The 15638-nt window shown below is 69.5% G+C and carries 19 protein-coding genes; 13 read left to right on the top strand and 6 right to left on the bottom strand.

Annotation, left to right across the window (positions count from 1 at the left end):
• The first annotated feature begins 29 nt into the window (after positions 1–29).
• Positions 30–494 carry a MaoC family dehydratase gene (locus BM070_RS05925; RefSeq protein ID WP_092938510.1) on the top strand — a complete coding sequence of 155 codons (465 nt, stop codon included), beginning with the start codon at positions 30–32 and terminating at the stop codon, positions 492–494.
• Positions 495–547: 53 nt separating this feature from the next.
• Here BM070_RS05925 and BM070_RS05920 read toward each other — a convergent pair whose 3' ends face one another.
• The 5 genes from BM070_RS05920 to BM070_RS05900 form a co-directional block, all read right to left on the bottom strand.
• Positions 548–1540, bottom strand: a complete 993-nt coding sequence (locus tag BM070_RS05920) for a tripartite tricarboxylate transporter substrate binding protein (RefSeq protein ID WP_092938508.1) — start codon at positions 1538–1540, stop codon at positions 548–550.
• A gap of 15 nt (positions 1541–1555) precedes the next feature.
• Complete coding sequence (locus BM070_RS05915; RefSeq protein ID WP_092938915.1) at positions 1556–2521, bottom strand: Bug family tripartite tricarboxylate transporter substrate binding protein; 966 nt, start codon at positions 2519–2521, stop codon at positions 1556–1558.
• Between the two features lie 20 nt (positions 2522–2541).
• Positions 2542–3171, bottom strand: coding sequence for a glutathione transferase GstA (gene gstA, locus BM070_RS05910; protein WP_092938506.1), 630 nt, complete (start codon positions 3169–3171; stop codon positions 2542–2544).
• 243 nt (positions 3172–3414) lie between these two features.
• Positions 3415–3903, bottom strand: a complete 489-nt coding sequence (locus tag BM070_RS05905; RefSeq protein WP_092938504.1) for a tRNA (cytidine(34)-2'-O)-methyltransferase — start codon at positions 3901–3903, stop codon at positions 3415–3417.
• Positions 3904–3978: 75 nt separating this feature from the next.
• The gene (locus tag BM070_RS05900) at positions 3979–4710 is read right to left on the bottom strand and encodes a ComF family protein (protein WP_092938502.1); all 732 of its coding nucleotides are present in this window, start codon (positions 4708–4710) and stop codon (positions 3979–3981) included.
• 71 nt (positions 4711–4781) lie between these two features.
• Here BM070_RS05900 and BM070_RS05895 point away from each other — a divergent pair, with 71 nt between their 5' ends.
• From BM070_RS05895 to BM070_RS05870, 7 genes are all read left to right on the top strand, one after another.
• Entirely contained in the window at positions 4782–5693 is a 912-nt protein-coding gene (locus tag BM070_RS05895; RefSeq protein WP_092938500.1) for a class I SAM-dependent methyltransferase, read from the top strand.
• Between the two features lie 500 nt (positions 5694–6193).
• Complete coding sequence (coxB, locus tag BM070_RS05890) at positions 6194–7363, top strand: cytochrome c oxidase subunit II (RefSeq protein ID WP_092938498.1); 1170 nt, start codon at positions 6194–6196, stop codon at positions 7361–7363.
• 37 nt (positions 7364–7400) lie between these two features.
• On the top strand, positions 7401–9032 hold the full coding sequence (ctaD, locus tag BM070_RS05885) for a cytochrome c oxidase subunit I (RefSeq protein WP_092938496.1): 1632 nt from the start codon (positions 7401–7403) through the stop codon (positions 9030–9032).
• A 24-nt stretch (positions 9033–9056) separates the two neighbouring features.
• Positions 9057–9167 carry a cytochrome oxidase small assembly protein gene (locus tag BM070_RS25005; protein WP_217648935.1) on the top strand — a complete coding sequence of 37 codons (111 nt, stop codon included), beginning with the start codon at positions 9057–9059 and terminating at the stop codon, positions 9165–9167.
• 10 nt (positions 9168–9177) lie between these two features.
• Complete coding sequence (locus tag BM070_RS05880; RefSeq protein ID WP_092938494.1) at positions 9178–9795, top strand: cytochrome c oxidase assembly protein; 618 nt, start codon at positions 9178–9180, stop codon at positions 9793–9795.
• Entirely contained in the window at positions 9792–10025 is a 234-nt protein-coding gene (locus tag BM070_RS05875) for a DUF2970 domain-containing protein (RefSeq protein WP_092938492.1), read from the top strand. Before BM070_RS05880 ends, BM070_RS05875 begins: the two co-directional genes overlap by 4 nt.
• Before the next feature lie 59 nt (positions 10026–10084).
• A complete protein-coding gene (locus tag BM070_RS05870) occupies positions 10085–10966 on the top strand; it encodes a cytochrome c oxidase subunit 3 (protein WP_092938490.1) in 882 nt (293 codons plus the stop codon).
• 70 nt (positions 10967–11036) lie between these two features.
• Here the strand turns inward: BM070_RS05870 and BM070_RS05865 are convergent, their stop codons facing one another.
• The gene (locus BM070_RS05865) at positions 11037–11258 is read right to left on the bottom strand and encodes a twin transmembrane helix small protein (protein WP_434803166.1); all 222 of its coding nucleotides are present in this window, start codon (positions 11256–11258) and stop codon (positions 11037–11039) included.
• Between the two features lie 15 nt (positions 11259–11273).
• Here BM070_RS05865 and BM070_RS05860 point away from each other — a divergent pair, with 15 nt between their 5' ends.
• From BM070_RS05860 to BM070_RS05840, 5 genes are read left to right on the top strand one after another with little or no spacing between them, the layout of a single operon-like run.
• Positions 11274–12086, top strand: a complete 813-nt coding sequence (locus BM070_RS05860; RefSeq protein WP_245785117.1) for an SURF1 family protein — start codon at positions 11274–11276, stop codon at positions 12084–12086.
• Complete coding sequence (locus BM070_RS05855; protein WP_175518428.1) at positions 12022–12804, top strand: SCO family protein; 783 nt, start codon at positions 12022–12024, stop codon at positions 12802–12804. The genes BM070_RS05860 and BM070_RS05855 overlap by 65 nt, the downstream gene beginning before the upstream one ends.
• On the top strand, positions 12801–14072 hold the full coding sequence (locus BM070_RS05850) for a COX15/CtaA family protein (protein WP_092938486.1): 1272 nt from the start codon (positions 12801–12803) through the stop codon (positions 14070–14072). The genes BM070_RS05855 and BM070_RS05850 overlap by 4 nt, the downstream gene beginning before the upstream one ends.
• Positions 14069–14992: a heme o synthase gene (cyoE, locus tag BM070_RS05845; RefSeq protein WP_092938484.1), complete on the top strand. Its 924-nt coding sequence runs from the start codon at positions 14069–14071 to the stop codon at positions 14990–14992. The genes BM070_RS05850 and cyoE overlap by 4 nt, the downstream gene beginning before the upstream one ends.
• Before the next feature lie 7 nt (positions 14993–14999).
• Positions 15000–15635: an SCO family protein gene (locus BM070_RS05840; protein WP_092938482.1), complete on the top strand. Its 636-nt coding sequence runs from the start codon at positions 15000–15002 to the stop codon at positions 15633–15635.
• Positions 15636–15638: the final 3 nt, after the last annotated feature.

The following is a 15638-nucleotide window of genomic DNA, read 5'->3' as shown; positions in this document are numbered from 1 at the left end:
ATGCAGCGCCCCGGCGCTAGAGTGGCCGCATGAAGACCTTCCAAAGCTATGCCGAACTCGCGGCCTGCGTGGGCCAGGAAGTGGCCGTGACCGACTGGATCACCGTCACCCAGGAGCAGATCGACCTCTTCGCCCGCGCCACCGGCGACCACCAGTGGATCCACGTGGACCCGGAGCGCGCCGCCAAGGGCCCCTTCGGCACGACCATCGCCCACGGCTTTCTCACGCTGTCGCTGCTGCCGCGCTTCTTCGACGAGGCCTTCACCATCGTCGGCGCGCAGATGGGCGTGAACTACGGCCTCAACCGCGTGCGCTTCACGGCCCCCGTGCCGGCCGGCAGCCGGGTGCGGGCGCGGCTCACGCTGCAGGCCCTGGAACCCGCCGAGCCCGGCGGCGTGCAGATGACCTGGCTGGCCACGCTGGAGCGCGAAGGCGGCGACAAGCCGGTGTGCATCGCCGAATCGCTGACGCGCAGCTACGGCGCTGCGCCGTAGCCGCTGCACGTTCAACTCCTCCGGGCTATCTCCGCGATCTCGCCGGCAGAGGCTCAGAGCACGATGTGCGCGCGCCGGACGATGGGCGCGGCGAGCGACAGCGAGCGGCGCCAGATGGCCAGCGCCTGCTCGGGCGTGCTCAGTACGGGCTCCAGCCCCAGCGCCACCATGCGGGCCTGCACTTGCGCATCCGCGACGATGCCGCGCAGGGCTTGCGCCAGAGAGGCGATCGCCGCGGCGGGCGTGCCGGCAGGCGCGAACACCGCGAACCAGCCGGCGTTGCCCATGTCCCGGACCCCCAGTTCCCCGAAAGTGGGCACCGCCGGCATGGTGGGCAGGCGCCGCTCCCCGGTGATCGCCAGCGGCCGCACGGCCCCTGAGGCCACCATGCCCTCGACGGCAGCGATGGTGAGGAACACCGCATCCACCTGGCCGCCCAGCAGATCGGTGAGGGCCGGGGCGGAGCCCTTGTACGGGACGTGCAGCAGTTGCACGCCGGCCGACTCCGCCAGCGTCTCGCCCATCACGTGGGCCGAGGAGCCGGGGCCGAAGCTGCCGTAGCTGAGCGTCTTCCCCCTGGCCTCGCGCAGGAAGGAGGGCAGGTCCTGAACGGAACTGGCGGCGCGCACGGCGAGCACCAGCGGCGCGTTGGCCACCACGCTGACGATGGAGAAGCTGTCCTGCATCGACTTGCCCGGCGCCACCGGCTGCCTGGAGGCCAGCGGCGCGATGACGTGGGTGGAATTGCTGCCGAACATCAGCGTGTGGCCGTCCGCAGGCTGCTGCAGCACGCTGCGCGCGGCGATCAGGCCGTTCGCGCCCGGACGGTTGTCGATCACCACCGGCGTGCCCAGCGGGGCCTGCAGCCTCTGCGCGATCAGCCGCGCCAAGGTGTCGGTGCCGCCGCCGGCGGCGAAAGGCACGACGAGGCTCACGGGGCGCTCCGCCCAGGCGGCGGCCCGTGCGGGCCCCGCAGCCCCCAGGGCGAGGGCCGACAGCAGGCCGAGTGCCTCGCGGCGGGAGATCCGGTTCGTTTCAATAGGCATGGGTCTTCCTGTCCGTCAATCCAGCGACACGTTGGCCTGGCGCGCCACGCGCCGCCAGGTCGATAGTTCCGCCTGCAGCTTGCGGGTGAACTGCGGACCGTCCGCCGCGCTCACGGCGACGCCACGCCCTTCCAGCCGGGCCTGCAGATCGGGCGCGCGCAGCACCTTGTCCAGGGCCGAGGCCAGGGTCTTGACGATGTCCGCAGGCGTGCCCGCCGGGGTGAACACGCCCATCCAGCCTTCGGTGACCAGGCCGTCGTAGCCCAGCTCCTGCAGGGTGGGCACGTCCGGCAGCAGGGGCAGGCGCCGGGGCGAAGGCGTGGCCAGGGCGCGCAGCTTGCCGGCACGGATCTGCGGCAGCACCACGGCGGCCGTGTCGAAGGCGAAATCCATGTCGCCCGCCAGCAGCGAGGCCATGGCCTGCTGGCTGCCCTGGAAGGGCACGTGCGTGGCCTGGATGCCTGCCGCACGCAGGAACAGTTCGCCGATCAGGTGGTTGGTGGAGCCGATGCCGAAGGAGGCGTAATTGAGCGCGCCAGGCCGTGCCTTGGCCGCGGCGACGAGTTCGGGCAGGCTGCGGTTGGCCGAGGCGGCCGGAGCGACCAGGGCGAAGGCGACGCGGCCGACCTCCGCGACCGGCACGAAGTCGCGCAGCAGCTCGTAGGGCGCCGTCTTGCGGGTCGCCGGATTGACCAGCAGTTCGGCGCCGGTGCCGAAGAGCAGGGTGTAGCCGTCCGGCCGGGCACGGGCCACCGACTGCGCGCCGATCACGCCCCCCGCGCCCGCGCGGTTCTCGACCACGACGGCCTGGCCCAGTTCGGCGGCCAGCTTCTCCGCGACCAGTCGGGCCGCGCCGTCGGTGCCGCCACCGGGCGGGAAGGCCACCACGAGGCGGATGCTTGTGTCGGGGTAGGCTCCGGCCAGAACGATGGCGGGGAGCATGGCCAGGCCTGCGAGCAGCAGGCGCCGAAGGGCGATCATGGTCGTGGCCGGCTGGTGGTTCAGCGCGCTGGCGCCGATCGCTCGCCCTGCGCCGCCGCCGCGGCCTCGGCGGCGCAGACGCTGGCGCGTGCGCCGCAACGCGCCAGATACGCTTCGAGATGCGGCCAGCCGCCGGTGTCGATGGCATGGGCCCGCGTCCACATCGCGATCGTGTAGCAGTGCGCGTCGGCGATGGTGAAGGTGTCCCCCGTCAGGAAGTCGCGGCCTTGCAGCCGGCTGTCCAGCCAGCTCAGCCGGGCGTGGAGGTAGCTGCGCGCGATCGCCTTGTATTCGGGCGGCGTGACGGCCTTGAAGAGCGGCATGAAGCCGCCCTTGTGCAGGTCGGCCGCGATGAAGCTCATCCACTCCAGCACGCGGTAGCGCGGCAGTCCGGCGGCAGGCAGCAGCGTGTTGCCCGGGCACTGGTCGGCCAGGTACTGGGTGATCACGCAGCCTTCGCTCAAATGCTGGCCATCGGGCAGCTCCAGCGTGGGCACGGTGCCCTTGGCGTTGACGCGCAGATAGTCGGAACCGTCCTGGAGCCGCTTCGTCTTCATATCGACCCATTCCAGCTGGAGCGGCTGGCCGAGCTCGCGCGCGACGATGTCCACCGCGAGGGAGCAGCCACGTACTTCGTGATAAAGCTTCATGATTCGGCCGCCTCTCAATCGCTTTTAAATTGCTTTATTTATGCTATTCGATAAATTTGCAAATTAAAAGAGAGATTCCACTGGGGCGCAGAAGAGCCCAGCCGGTGGGCTGAGGCTTTCGTGGCTTCGGGGAGCTGAGCGTGAAAAGGGGAGGCTTCGCCTGCCTGCGAGCAGGCGTGCGCCTGCAGGGCGCGTGCCATTGCGGCGTGGATGCCGCAAGCGCTGCTGTCTGTCTTGCGCTGCTCAGCCGCCGCCTTCAGCGGCGGAGGGCTGGAGAAAGCTGTTCTGCCGCCACGCCTCGAACACCGTCACCGCCACCGCGTTCGACAGGTTCAGGCTGCGCTGGCCCGGCACCATGGGCAGGCGCAGGCGCTGCGCGGGCGGGAAGGTCTCGCGCAGCTCGGGCGGCAGGCCGCGCGTCTCGGCGCCGAACACCAGCCAGTCGCCGGGCCGAAAGCCGGTGTCGTACACCGACTGCGAGCCGTGCGTGGTCATGGCGAACATGCGCGAGGCGTCGGGCTGCTCGTCGCGCAGCAGCGCCGTCCAGCCGGCGTGGCGGCGCACGTCGGCGTACTCGTGGTAATCCAGCCCGGCGCGGCGCATCAGGCGGTCCTCCATCGAGAAACCCAGCGGCTCCACCAGATGCAGCGTGCAGCCGGTGTTCGCCGCCAGGCGGATGACGTTGCCGGTGTTGGGCGGGATTTCGGGTTCGACCAGGACGATATGGAACATGCCGCCATTGTCCTGCGGGATGCGGCTGTCTGTCTGCCTGCCTTCCTGCCGATCGCCTGCGGGGCGCGCCGGGCGTCAGGCCGTGCGCGCCAGCACCAGCGCCGTGATGCGCGCGGCGCCGGCTTCGCGCAGCACCGCTGCCGCGGTCTGCAGCGTGGCGCCTGTGGTCATCACGTCGTCCACCAGCAGCACGCGGCGGCCGGCGATCTGCGCTGCGGCCAGCGGCTCCAGCGCGAAGGCGCCGCGCAGGTTGCGCAGGCGCTGGGCGCGGGTCAGGCTGCTCTGGGTTTCGGTGGCGCGCAGGCGCAGCAGCCAGTCGCCCCGGGTGCGGCGCGCATCCAGCTGCCGCGCCAGCAGCAGCGACTGGTTGAAGCCGCGCTCCCGCAGGCGCTCGTCAGAGAGGGGGATGGGCAGCAGCCAGTCGGCCGCGGCCAGTGACTCGGGCACGCCCGGTGCCGCCCGCATCCGCTCGGCCAGCGGCGCGGCCCAGCCCGGATCGCCCTGGAACTTGAATTCGGCCAGCAGGTCGGCCCAGGGATAGCCGTAGTCCACGGCGGCCAGGCACGCATCGATCGGCGGCGGGTGGCGCAGGCAGTGCCCGCACTGCGCAACGCCCTGCGGCACGGGCACGGCGCAGGTGCGGCAGCGTGCCACCAACGGCGTGAAGCGCTCCACGCAGGCGCCGCAGATGCGCTCGGCCGGCCAGGCGTGGCAGACCGCGCACTGGCTGGGCACGCGCTGCGCCAGCGCAGCGGCCAGCCGCTGGCGCCAGGTGGTGGATATCCCTTGGGGCTGCGTCGCAGGCATGGGCTCAATATACTCGCGGCCCTTGTCCGCCACGCTTCGTGGCCGTGCCATTCCTGCCCGTCCGTCCACGCATGTCCCACTCCCTGCCGCCCACCATCGACCCGGTCGCCGCCGCCCGCTGGCATGCCGCCGCCCCGGCGTCCTCCCCATGGCTGCACGAGGAGATCGCGCGGCGCATGGACGACCGCCTGCAGTGGATCCGCCAGGCGCCCGCCGCCTGGTGCGACTGGGACCCTTTGCGCGGCGGGCTGCAGGGCCACGAGCGCGTGCGCCAGCGCTACCCCCAGGCGCAGCGCCACATCGCCGAGACCTCCTCGCCCGCCGCCCAGGCGCGCGCGCAGGCGCATTTCGCGCCGCCCTGGTGGAACCCGTCCCGCTGGACGGGCGGGGCGCCGCGCTTCGGCGTTCCGGCGGATGGCGGCGTGCAGCTGCTCTGGTCCAACATGGCGCTGCACATGGCGGCGGACCCGCAGGCGCTGATCGCCCGCTGGCACCGCGCTCTGGCGGTGGACGGCTACCTGATGTTCTCCTGCCTGGGCCCGGACACGGTGCGCGAGCTGCACGGCGTCTATGCCGCGCTGGGCTGGCCGCCCGCGGGCCACGCCATGACCGACATGCACGACTGGGGCGACATGCTGGTGCAGACCGGCTTCGCCGAGCCGGTGATGGACATGGAGCGGGTCACGCTGACCTTCGCCACCCCGCAGCGGCTGCTGCAGGAGCTGCGCGAGCTGGGCTGCAACCTGCATCCGCAGCGCTTCGCCGGCCTGCGCGGCCGCGCCTGGCGCCATCGGCTGGAGCAGGCCCTGGCCGACCAGCTCGGCCGCACCAGCGCCGACGGCCAGCTGGCGCTGACGTTCGAGATCATCTACGGCCACGCCTTCAAGCCGGCGCCGCGCATGCGCGTGAGCGAGAGCAGCGCCGTGTCGCTGCAGGACATGCGCGCCATGCTGCACAGCGGCCGGGGGCCGTCGCAGGGCTGATCCGCCGGCAGGGCCATGCGTGCAGGCCCCGGCATTTCGGTAGGGCGGGCTACAATTTCGGTCTTTGTGCGCCCAACGCCCGCCAACGTGCGCGCAGCGGGCCTGGGCCGGATCGGACTGGCGGACGGGGCTGTGGTGGCCCGCCGTTGGTTCATGCCTTCGGCCTGTAGCGCCCGCAGGGCCTGTCGGGCGCTTGGCCGAAACGGCTTTTTCCCCTCTGCCCGGCGGTGCCGCGCCCCGGTGCTTTCCCTTCGCGTCGCCGCTGTGCCAATGCCCCGGGCTATTGCGTATTGCATTCACCCGCTGGCGTGGGCATGCTTGCCCGTGGATGGAGACAAGCCGGGCCGATGGGCCGCCAGGCCGTGTCGGTGGCGCTGCCCGGTGGCGCGCATCGGCCGTCTGGCAAGAGATTTTTGCAGGGCCTTGCCGGCCGCCTGACCCCACGCAGGCGCCGCGAGGGACGGGTCCCCCAAATCGAGGCAGGAAGTTAAGTGAGAACTATGAAGAGCATTTCCAACACGCTGGCTTCTTTGCTGCTGTGGTCCGGGGCCTGGGTGGGCACTGCCGCCCATGCGGTGCAGGACCTGCCCGGCGGCCCGGCCGTGCGCCAGCTGAACCTGGCGCCGCCCGTCACCCGCATCGCGCAGGAGCAGCATTACCTGCACTGGATGATGCTCATCATCTGCACGGTGATCTTCGTGGGCGTGTTCGCGGTGATGTTCTATTCCATCTGGAAGCACCGCAAGTCGCGCGGCGCCAAGCCCGCGAACTTCCATGAATCCGTGGCCGTCGAGGTCGCCTGGACGGTCGTGCCCTTCATCATCGTGATCCTGATGGCGCTGCCCGCCACCAAAGTGCTGGTGGCTCAGAAGGACACCACCAACGCCGACCTGACCATCAAGGTCACCGGCTACCAGTGGAAGTGGGGCTACGACTACCTGAGCGGTGAGGGCGAGGGCCTGGCCTACATCTCCACGCTCGACGTGGGCCAGCGCCAGATGTCCGACAGCGGCAACCTCACCAATGCCCCGGCCGACTACCTGCTGCGGGTGGACAACCCGCTGGTGGTGCCGGTGGGCCGCAAGGTGCGCGTCATCACCACCGCCAACGACGTGATCCATTCCTTCGCCGTGCCGGCCTTCGGCATCAAGCAGGACGCCATCCCCGGCTTCGTGCGCGACACCTGGTTCCGCGCCGAGCAGGTGGGCGACTACTACGGCCAGTGCGCCGAGCTCTGCGGCAAGGAACACGCCTACATGCCGATCCACGTCAAGGTCGTCTCCGCCGAGGACTACACCCAGTGGGTGGCCGCCGAGAAGAAGAAGGCCGCCGCCAAGGCCGACGACCCGAACAAGGTCTGGACGCTGGAGGCCATGCTGCCGCGCGGCGAGAAGGTATACACCGCCAACTGCGCGGCCTGCCACCAGCCCAACGGCAAGGGCGCAGGCCCGATCAAGCCGCTCGACGGCTCCGCCATCGTCAAGGACGAAGACCACGCCAAGCAGATCCAGATCCTGCTCAAGGGCGCAGCCGGCGGCGCCATGCCGTCCTGGGCGCAGCTGAGCGACACCGACCTCGCGGCCGTCGCCACCTACACCAAGAACGCCTGGTCCAACAAGACGGGCCAGCTGGTACAGCCTTCCGAAGTCCTGGCCCAGCGCGGCAAGTGAAGCCCGGCAGCCGCCCCCACGCATTGAGGAATCCAAGATGAGCGCAGTTCTCGACAACCACGGGCATGCCGCCGGCCACCACGACGACCACGCCCACCACCACGGCCCCACGGGCTGGCGGCGCTGGGTGTTCGCCACCAACCACAAGGACATCGGCACGCTCTACCTGCTGTTCTCGTTCACCATGCTGATGATCGGCGGCATGCTGGCGCTGCTGATCCGCGCCGAGCTGTTCCAGCCGGGCCTGCAGATCGTGAACCCCGAGCTCTTCAACCAGCTCACCACCATGCACGGGCTCATCATGGTGTTCGGCGCCATCATGCCGGCCTTCGTGGGCTTCGCGAACTGGATGATCCCGCTGCAGATCGGCGCATCGGACATGGCTTTCGCACGCATGAACAACTTCAGCTTCTGGCTGATGATTCCGGCCGCGCTCATGCTGGTCAGCTCGTTCTTCATGCCCGGCGGCGCGCCCGCCGCGGGCTGGACGCTCTACGCGCCGCTCACGCTGCAGATGGGCCCGTCGATGGACGCCGGCATCTTCGCCATGCACATCCTGGGCGCCTCGTCCATCATGGGCTCGATCAACATCATCGTGACCATACTGAATATGCGCGCGCCGGGCATGACGCTCATGAAGATGCCCATGTTCTGCTGGACCTGGCTCATCACCGCCTACCTGCTGATCGCCGTGATGCCCGTGCTGGCCGGCGCCATCACCATGACGCTGACCGACCGCCACTTCGGCACCAGCTTCTTCAACCCCGCCGGCGGCGGCGACCCGGTGATGTACCAGCACATCTTCTGGTTCTTCGGCCATCCCGAGGTCTACATCATGATCCTGCCGGCCTTCGGCATCATCAGCCAGATCGTGCCGGCCTTCAGCCGCAAGAAGCTCTTCGGCTACGCCTCCATGGTGTATGCCACCTCGTCCATCGCCATCCTGTCGTTCATCGTGTGGGCCCACCACATGTTCACCACGGGCATGCCGGTCACGGGCCAGCTGTTCTTCATGTACGCCACCATGCTGATCTCGGTGCCCACGGCCGTGAAGATCTTCAACTGGATCGCCACCATGTGGCGCGGCTCCATGACCTTCGAGACGCCCATGCTGTTCGCCGTGGGCTTCATCTTCGTGTTCACCATGGGCGGCTTCACCGGCCTCATCCTCTCGATGGCGCCGATCGACATCCAGCTGCAGGACACCTACTACGTCGTGGCCCACTTCCACTACGTGCTGGTGGCCGGCTCGCTGTTCTCCATGTTCGCGGCCTACTACTACTGGGCGCCGAAGTGGACGGGCGTGATGTATTCGGAACGCCGCGGCCAGATCCACTTCTGGGGCTCGCTCATCACCTTCAACATCACCTTCTTCCCGATGCACTTCCTGGGCCTGGCCGGCATGCCGCGCCGCTATGCCGACTACCCCATGCAGTTCGCCGACTTCAACATGGTGGCCTCCATCGGCGCCTTCGGCTTCGGGCTGATGCAGGTGTATTTCTTCCTCGCCGTCGTGCTGCCCGCCATGCGCGGCAAGGGCGAGCCCGCGCCCCAGCGCCCCTGGGAAGCCGCCGAGGGGCTGGAGTGGGAAGTGCCTTCGCCGGCCCCCTTCCACACCTTCGAGACGCCGCCGAAGCTCGACGCTTCCGCCACCCGCGTGATCGGCTGACGCCGCAGCAAAGCGAGGCACATGATGGCGACACCCGAGCAGAAGAAAGCCAACCTGCGCATGGCCCTGGTCCTCTTGTCCATCGCCATCGCCTTCTTCGTCGGCTTCATGGCCAAGATGCTCTGGCTGCACTGAGCGCCCTGCCATGAGCCTGCGCCGCGAAAACTTCAAGATGGTGGGCAAGCTGGCCGTGATCTCGGCCGGCATGTTCGCCTTCGGCTATGTGCTCATCCCCATCTACAAGCACATCTGCGAGGTGACGGGCATCAACATCCTGTCGCTGTCCGAGCGCCAGGTGCCCGGCAACGGCACGGCCGGCCGTGACGTGAAACTGCCCGCCAACACCCAGGTGGACCTGAGCCGCACCATCACCGTCGAATTCGACGCCAACGCGCGCGGCCCGTGGGACTTCAAGCCCGCCCAGCGCTCGGTCAAGGTCCATCCGGGCGAGCTGACGACGGTGATGTACGAATTCCAGAACGTGCAGAACCGCCGCATGGCGGCCCAGGCCATTCCCAGCTATGCGCCGCGCCAGGCCGCCGCGCATTTCAACAAGCTCGAATGCTTCTGCTTCAACCAGTACACGCTCGAGCCGGGCGAGAAGAAGCAGTGGCCGGTGGCCTTCGTCATCGACCCCAAGCTCTCCAGGGACGTGACCACGATCACCCTGTCCTACACCTTCTTCGAAGTGGGCGGCAAGACGCCGCCCGCGCCCCAGACGACCGCTGCCGCGCCCGCGCAGCTGCCCCAGGCGGGCTCATGAAACAGGACGGCGCCACCCCTTCGCCCCCCGCCGCACCGGTGCGCAAGGGCTCGCTGCTGCGCACCGTGCGTGCCGTGGCCTGGTCCTTCCTGGGCGTGCGCAAGGGGGCCGAATACCGGCAGGACCTGGAGAAGATCCAGCCGCTGCACATCATCGTGATCGGCCTGGTGGCGGCCTTCCTCTTCGTGGCGCTGCTGATGGTGGCCGTGAACTGGGTCGTGCACGCCTGAGGGCCCGGACCGAACGACCGAACGACGACACAAAAATACCGAGACTGAGGAGCTGAGACATGAGCGCATCCACCCCCGGCACCACGCCCTACTACTACGTGCCCGCCGAATCGCGCCACCCGGTGATGGCGGCGGCGGGCCTCTTCTTCGTGATCCTGGGCGCGGGCCAGTGGATCAACGGCCACGACTGGGGCAAGTATTCGCTCGCCCTCGGGCTGGCCTGGTGGCTGTTCGTGCTCTACCAGTGGTTCAGCGACGCGGTGCGCGAGAGCGAGGGCGGGCTCTACGGCCACAAGATCGACCTCTCGTACCGCTGGAGCATGAGCTGGTTCATCTTTTCCGAGGTGATGTTCTTCGGTGCCTTCTTCACGGCCCTGTGGTGGGCGCGAGCGCATTCCGTGCCGGCGCTGGGCAGCCTGGACAACGCGCTGCTCTGGCCCGACTTCAAGGCCGTCTGGCCCAGCATGGCGACCGGCGCCACGGCATCGCCGGCGGAGATCGTCGAGCCCTTCCAGACCGTGGGCCCGTTCTGGCTGCCCACCATCAACACGGCGCTGCTGCTGACCTCGGGCGTGACGCTCACCATCGCCCACCATGCGCTGCGCGAAAGCCACCGCTCGCGCGCCGTCGGCTTCATGTGGGCCACGGTGGTGCTGGGCTTCGTGTTCCTCTGCGTGCAGGGCTACGAGTACTACCACCTCTACAACGACCTGAACCTCAAGCTCAGCTCGGGCGTGTTCGGCTCCACCTTCTTCATGCTCACGGGCTTCCATGGCTTCCACGTGTTCATCGGCATGCTGATGCTGCTGTTCATCACGCTGCGGCTGCAAAAGGGCCACTTCACGCCCGAGCGCCATTTCGGTTTCGAGGGCGCGGCCTGGTACTGGCACTTCGTGGACGTGGTGTGGCTGGGCCTCTACGTGCTGGTCTATTGGTTCTAACCGGCTCACGTGGCCGTGCCAAAAGAAAAAGCGCCCGAGGGCGCTTTTTCTTTGGTGGCGAGGTCCCGGGCTACTTGCCGGCCGGCAGGCCCGTGGGCTGGATGTAGCCCAGCTTCCAGGCGGCGAGCAAACCGAGGAAGAGCACAATCGACAAGGCCACGCGCAGCGCGAGGGCCCGCGCCATGTAGCCGCTGCGGGCCCGGTTGTCGCGGCCGTTGCGCATCATGAAGAAGAGGGCCGAGCCCAGGCTGGCCAGAATGCCCAGAAAAGCCAGCACCACTATGTATCGCATGCGAGGCATTATCCCGTGAACACCCTTCCGCGTCCCCGGCGCGCCGCCCTGGGGCTGCGCTTCTGGTGCATCGCCGCCGCTGCGCTCGCGGCCGTGCTGCTGACGGCATCGCTGGGCCGCTGGCAGCTGCAGCGGGCCGCGCAGAAGGAGGCCCTGCAGGCCGCCATGGACCAGCGCGCGGCGCTGCCTGCCCTGGATGCCGCCCAGCTCGCAGCGGCCCTGGGTGCCGGGGGCGCGCAGGCCGGGTCCGCCGATGCGCTCCTGCACCGCCAGGCGCGGCTGCGGGGCCAGTGGCTGCCGCAGGCCACCGTCTTTCTCGACAACCGTCAGATGCAGGGCCGCCCGGGCTTCTTCGTGGTCACGCCCCTCAGGCTGGCAACCCGGCCCGAGGTGGTGGTCGCCGTGCAGCGCGGCTGGGTGCCGCGCGATTTCCAGGACCGCACCCGGCTGCCCGAGGTGCCCACGCCAGTGGGCGAAGTGGAGGTGGCGGGCCGGATCGCCGCGCCGCCTTCGCGCCTCTACGAGCCCGGCGGAACCGCCGCGCCGGAGGGGTCTTCCCGCATCCGGCAAAATCTCGACCTCGCCGCCTATGGTGCCGAGCACGGCCTGGCGCTGGCGCCCCTGTCGCTGCTGCAGACCGGCAGCGACGATGCCGGCCCGCAGGGGCTGCGGCGCGACTGGCCCGCCATCGACAGCGGCGTCGCCAAACACTACGGCTACGCATTCCAATGGTTCGGGCTCTGCGGCCTGGTGGTACTCCTCTATGTCTGGTTCCAAATCGTCCGACGCTTCCTTCGCCCACGCGGCGAGCCTGCCGCCTCCGCCTGAAGCGGCGGACGGCGCGCACCCGCTCGGACTCACCATCCACAGCCTGCCCGGCACCGGCGCGGCGCTGGACGATGCCCAGCGCTCGCGCGCCGGCCGCTGGAAGATGCTGGCCGTCATGCTGGTCTGCGCGGCGCCGGTGATCGCCTCGTACCTCACCTACTACGTGCTGCGCCCCGAGGGCCGGCGCAACTTCGGCGAACTCATCGCCCAGCAGCCGCCGCTGCCCGCGCAGCTGCCCGTGACCACGCTGGACGGCAAGGCCGGCACGCTGGGCCAGCTGACCGGCCAGTGGCTGCTGGTGAGCGTGGCGCCCGGCGCCTGCGGCGACGACTGCCGCAACCACCTCTACCTGCAGCGCCAGCTGCGCGAGAGCCTGGGCAAGGAAAAGGACCGGCTCGACTGGGTCTGGCTGGTGTCCGACGCCGCCCCCGTGCCGGCCGACATCGCCCCCGGCCTGCAGACCGCCACCGTGCTGCGCGCCGATGCGGCCGCGATTGCGCAGTGGCTGCAGCCCGCGCCGGGCCAGGCGCTGGCCGACCATCTCTACCTCGTCGATCCGCTGGGCCACTGGATGATGCGCTTTCCCGCCGGGCTGGACCGCGCCGGCGCCGCCAAGGCCAAGCGCGACCTCGATCGCCTGCTGCGCGCCTCGTCCTCCTGGGACCAGCCCGGCCGTCCGCAGACCGACCTGCCGGCGCCCACCGCCGCCCAACCATGAACGACGTGCAACAACCGCTCTACGACCTGGCGCCGCTGCTGCGCCTCATGCTGCTGGGGGCGCTCATCGCCCTGGGGCCGCTGGCCTGGGTGTGGCTGCGCAACCGCCGCAGCTCGCCGCTGCGCCGGGTGCAGGCGCTCACCGTGCTCACGCTGTTCCTGACCTTCGACCTGGTGATGTTCGGCGCCTTCACCCGGCTCACCGATTCCGGCCTGGGCTGCCCCGACTGGCCCGGCTGCTACGGCAACGCCAGCCCGGTGGGCGCGCATGCCGAAATCTCGGCCGCGCAGCAGGCCATGCCGACCGGCCCCGTGACCCACGGCAAGGCCTGGGTGGAGATGATCCACCGCTACCTCGCCACCAGCGTGGGCGTGCTCATCATCGTGCTCACGGTGATCGCCTGGCGCCAGTGGCGGCGTGCGCGCCGCAGCGGCGGCGATGGTGAGGGTGGCGGCAGCGTGGCCGCGCCCGGGCCGGCGCTCAGTCCCTGGTGGCCCACCGCCACCCTGGTCTGGGTCTGCCTGCAGGGTGCGTTCGGCGCGCTCACCGTCACCATGAAGCTGTTTCCGGCCATCGTCACGCTGCACCTCATCGGCGGCATCGTGCTGCTGGCCCTGCTGTGCGTGCAGGCCGTGCGGCAGACCCAGGCCGCGCTGGGTACGGCCCGCCTGCCGATCGGCTCCGGCCTGCGCTGGCTGCTGGCGGGCACGACGGCGCTGCTCGCGCTGCAGGTCGTGCTCGGCGGCTGGGTCAGCACCAACTACGCGGTGCTGGCCTGCACTACCTTTCCCACCTGCCACGGCAGCTGGTGGCCCGACATGGCCTTCGCCGAGGGCTTCGAGATCTGGCGCCCGCTGGGCATGCTGCAGGATGGCAGCAACATCAGCTTCGCCGGGCTCACGGCCATCCACTACGTCCACCGGCTGGCGGCCTATGTGGTGCTGGCGGCGCTGGCGCTGCTGGTCTGGCGGCTGCGCCGGGCCCGGGCGCTGCCGTCGCAGGCCCGCTGGCTGGCCGGCCTGGCGCTGATGCAGTTCGCCACGGGCCTGTCCAACGTGGTGCTCGACTGGCCCCTGGTGGCCGCCGTGCTGCACACCGGCGGCGCCGCCGCGCTGGTGGTGGTGCTGACCTGGGCGCTCACGTCCAGCCGCGCCGCCCTGCCGGGCGAGGTGGCCGACAACGCCTCCCTTTTCCCTCCGGCGGACCCCGTTCCGCCATCGACATCGACCCCGGCGCCCTCGCATGGCGCTACGAGAATTTCCGCATGAGTGCCGCTCCCGCCCCCGCGCCCCATTCCCCGGCGCCGCCCTTGTCCCTGCCTTCGCGCTGGTCGCAGTTCTATGCGCTGACCAAGCCGCGCGTGGTGCAGCTGATCGTCTTCTGCGCCTTCATCGGCATGGTGCTGGCCGTGCCCGGCCTGCCCGATGCGGCCCAGTGGGGGCGCATGGCCGTGGCCTCGGCCGGCATCTGGCTGGTGGCCGGTGCGGCCGCGGCCTTCAACTGCATCGTGGAGCAGGGCATCGACTCGCGCATGAAGCGCACGGCCTGGCGGCCGACGGCCAAGGGCGAGCTGTCCAACCTGCAGACGCTGCTGTTCTCGGCGGCGCTCTGCGCGGCGGGCTCGGCGCTGCTCTACGTGTGGATCAACCCGCTGACCATGTGGCTCACCTTCGCCACCTTCGTGGGCTATGCGGTGGTCTATACCGTGATCCTCAAGCCGCTGACGCCGCAGAACATCGTGATCGGCGGCGCCTCCGGCGCCATGCCGCCGGTGCTGGGCTGGGCGGCCATGACGGGCGACGTGGGCCCGGAGGCGCTGATCCTCTTTCTCATCATCTTCCTCTGGACGCCGCCGCACTTCTGGGCGCTGGCGCTCTACCGGGTGGAGGACTACCGCCGCTCCGGCCTGCCCATGCTGCCCGTGACGCACGGGAACGAATTCACCCGTTTGCAGGTCTTCCTCTACACGCTGATCCTGTTCGCCGGCTGCCTGATGCCCTTCGTCTATGGCATGAGCTCGTGGATCTACCTGGCCGCGGCCGTGGTGCTGAGCCTGGGCTTTTGCGGCTATGCCTTCGCCCTCTGGCGCAACTACTCCGACGAACTGGCGCGCAAGACCTTCCGTTTTTCCCTGATCCACCTGAGCCTGCTCTTCGCGGCCCTGCTGGTGGACCACTACGTACTCTGACCGATCCATGTTGAACCAACGACGCAATGCTCTCCGATTGATAGCTGCAGGCGCCCTTTCCACCGGCGCTGCGGGCCTTCTGGCCGCCTGCTCCAAGAAAGAGAAGGTGAGCGAGTTCAAGGGCGTGGACATCACCGGCGCCGAATACGCCCGCGACTTCAATCTGCCCGACCAGAACGGCCAGATGCGCAGCCTGAAGGACTTCGCCGGCAAGGTGGTTGTGGTGTTCTTCGGCTACACGCAGTGCCCCGACGTCTGCCCCACCTCCATGGTCGAGCTGGCCGAGGTCAAGCGCGCCCTGGGCTCGGACAGCAACCGCATGCAGGGCATCTTCATCACCGTCGATCCCGAGCGCGACACGCCCGAGGTGCTGCGCGCCTATATGGCCAACTTCGATCCGGGCTTCCTCGCGCTGCGCGGATCGCCCGAGCAGCTCGCGGCCGTGGCCAAGGACTTCAAGGTCTATTACAAGAAGGTGGACGGCCAGACGCCCACCAGCTACACGATGGACCATTCGGCCGGCAGCTACGTGTACGACCCGCAGGGCCACCTGCGCGTCTACAACCGCTACGGCAGCGGCACGCAGGCGCTGCTGCACGACGTGCAGGTGCTGCTCAAGGAGCCGGCGCCCGCTGCGAGCTGAAAA

Source organism: Paracidovorax wautersii, assembly GCF_900113035.1.
Classification (GTDB): domain Bacteria; phylum Pseudomonadota; class Gammaproteobacteria; order Burkholderiales; family Burkholderiaceae_C; genus Paracidovorax; species Paracidovorax wautersii.
Note: the sequence above shows the minus strand (reverse complement) of the source record. Positions and strands in the feature narration are given on the sequence as shown.

Coding starts and splice junctions, on each gene's coding strand:
- BM070_RS25005 (WP_217648935.1), top strand. CDS start 9,057: ATGGCGACACCCGAGCAGAAGAAAGCCAACCTGCGCATGGCCCTGGTC.
- BM070_RS05865 (WP_434803166.1), bottom strand. CDS start 11,258: ATGCGATACATAGTGGTGCTGGCTTTTCTGGGCATTCTGGCCAGCCTG.
- BM070_RS05895 (WP_092938500.1), top strand. CDS start 4,782: ATGTCCCACTCCCTGCCGCCCACCATCGACCCGGTCGCCGCCGCCCGC.
- BM070_RS05855 (WP_175518428.1), top strand. CDS start 12,022: ATGTCTGGTTCCAAATCGTCCGACGCTTCCTTCGCCCACGCGGCGAGC.
- BM070_RS05925 (WP_092938510.1), top strand. CDS start 30: ATGAAGACCTTCCAAAGCTATGCCGAACTCGCGGCCTGCGTGGGCCAG.
- BM070_RS05905 (WP_092938504.1), bottom strand. CDS start 3,903: ATGTTCCATATCGTCCTGGTCGAACCCGAAATCCCGCCCAACACCGGC.
- BM070_RS05840 (WP_092938482.1), top strand. CDS start 15,000: ATGTTGAACCAACGACGCAATGCTCTCCGATTGATAGCTGCAGGCGCC.
- gstA (WP_092938506.1), bottom strand. CDS start 3,171: ATGAAGCTTTATCACGAAGTACGTGGCTGCTCCCTCGCGGTGGACATC.
- coxB (WP_092938498.1), top strand. CDS start 6,194: ATGAAGAGCATTTCCAACACGCTGGCTTCTTTGCTGCTGTGGTCCGGG.
- cyoE (WP_092938484.1), top strand. CDS start 14,069: ATGAGTGCCGCTCCCGCCCCCGCGCCCCATTCCCCGGCGCCGCCCTTG.
- BM070_RS05920 (WP_092938508.1), bottom strand. CDS start 1,540: ATGCCTATTGAAACGAACCGGATCTCCCGCCGCGAGGCACTCGGCCTG.
- BM070_RS05875 (WP_092938492.1), top strand. CDS start 9,792: ATGAAACAGGACGGCGCCACCCCTTCGCCCCCCGCCGCACCGGTGCGC.
- BM070_RS05880 (WP_092938494.1), top strand. CDS start 9,178: ATGAGCCTGCGCCGCGAAAACTTCAAGATGGTGGGCAAGCTGGCCGTG.
- ctaD (WP_092938496.1), top strand. CDS start 7,401: ATGAGCGCAGTTCTCGACAACCACGGGCATGCCGCCGGCCACCACGAC.
- BM070_RS05915 (WP_092938915.1), bottom strand. CDS start 2,521: ATGATCGCCCTTCGGCGCCTGCTGCTCGCAGGCCTGGCCATGCTCCCC.
- BM070_RS05900 (WP_092938502.1), bottom strand. CDS start 4,710: ATGCCTGCGACGCAGCCCCAAGGGATATCCACCACCTGGCGCCAGCGG.
- BM070_RS05870 (WP_092938490.1), top strand. CDS start 10,085: ATGAGCGCATCCACCCCCGGCACCACGCCCTACTACTACGTGCCCGCC.
- BM070_RS05850 (WP_092938486.1), top strand. CDS start 12,801: ATGAACGACGTGCAACAACCGCTCTACGACCTGGCGCCGCTGCTGCGC.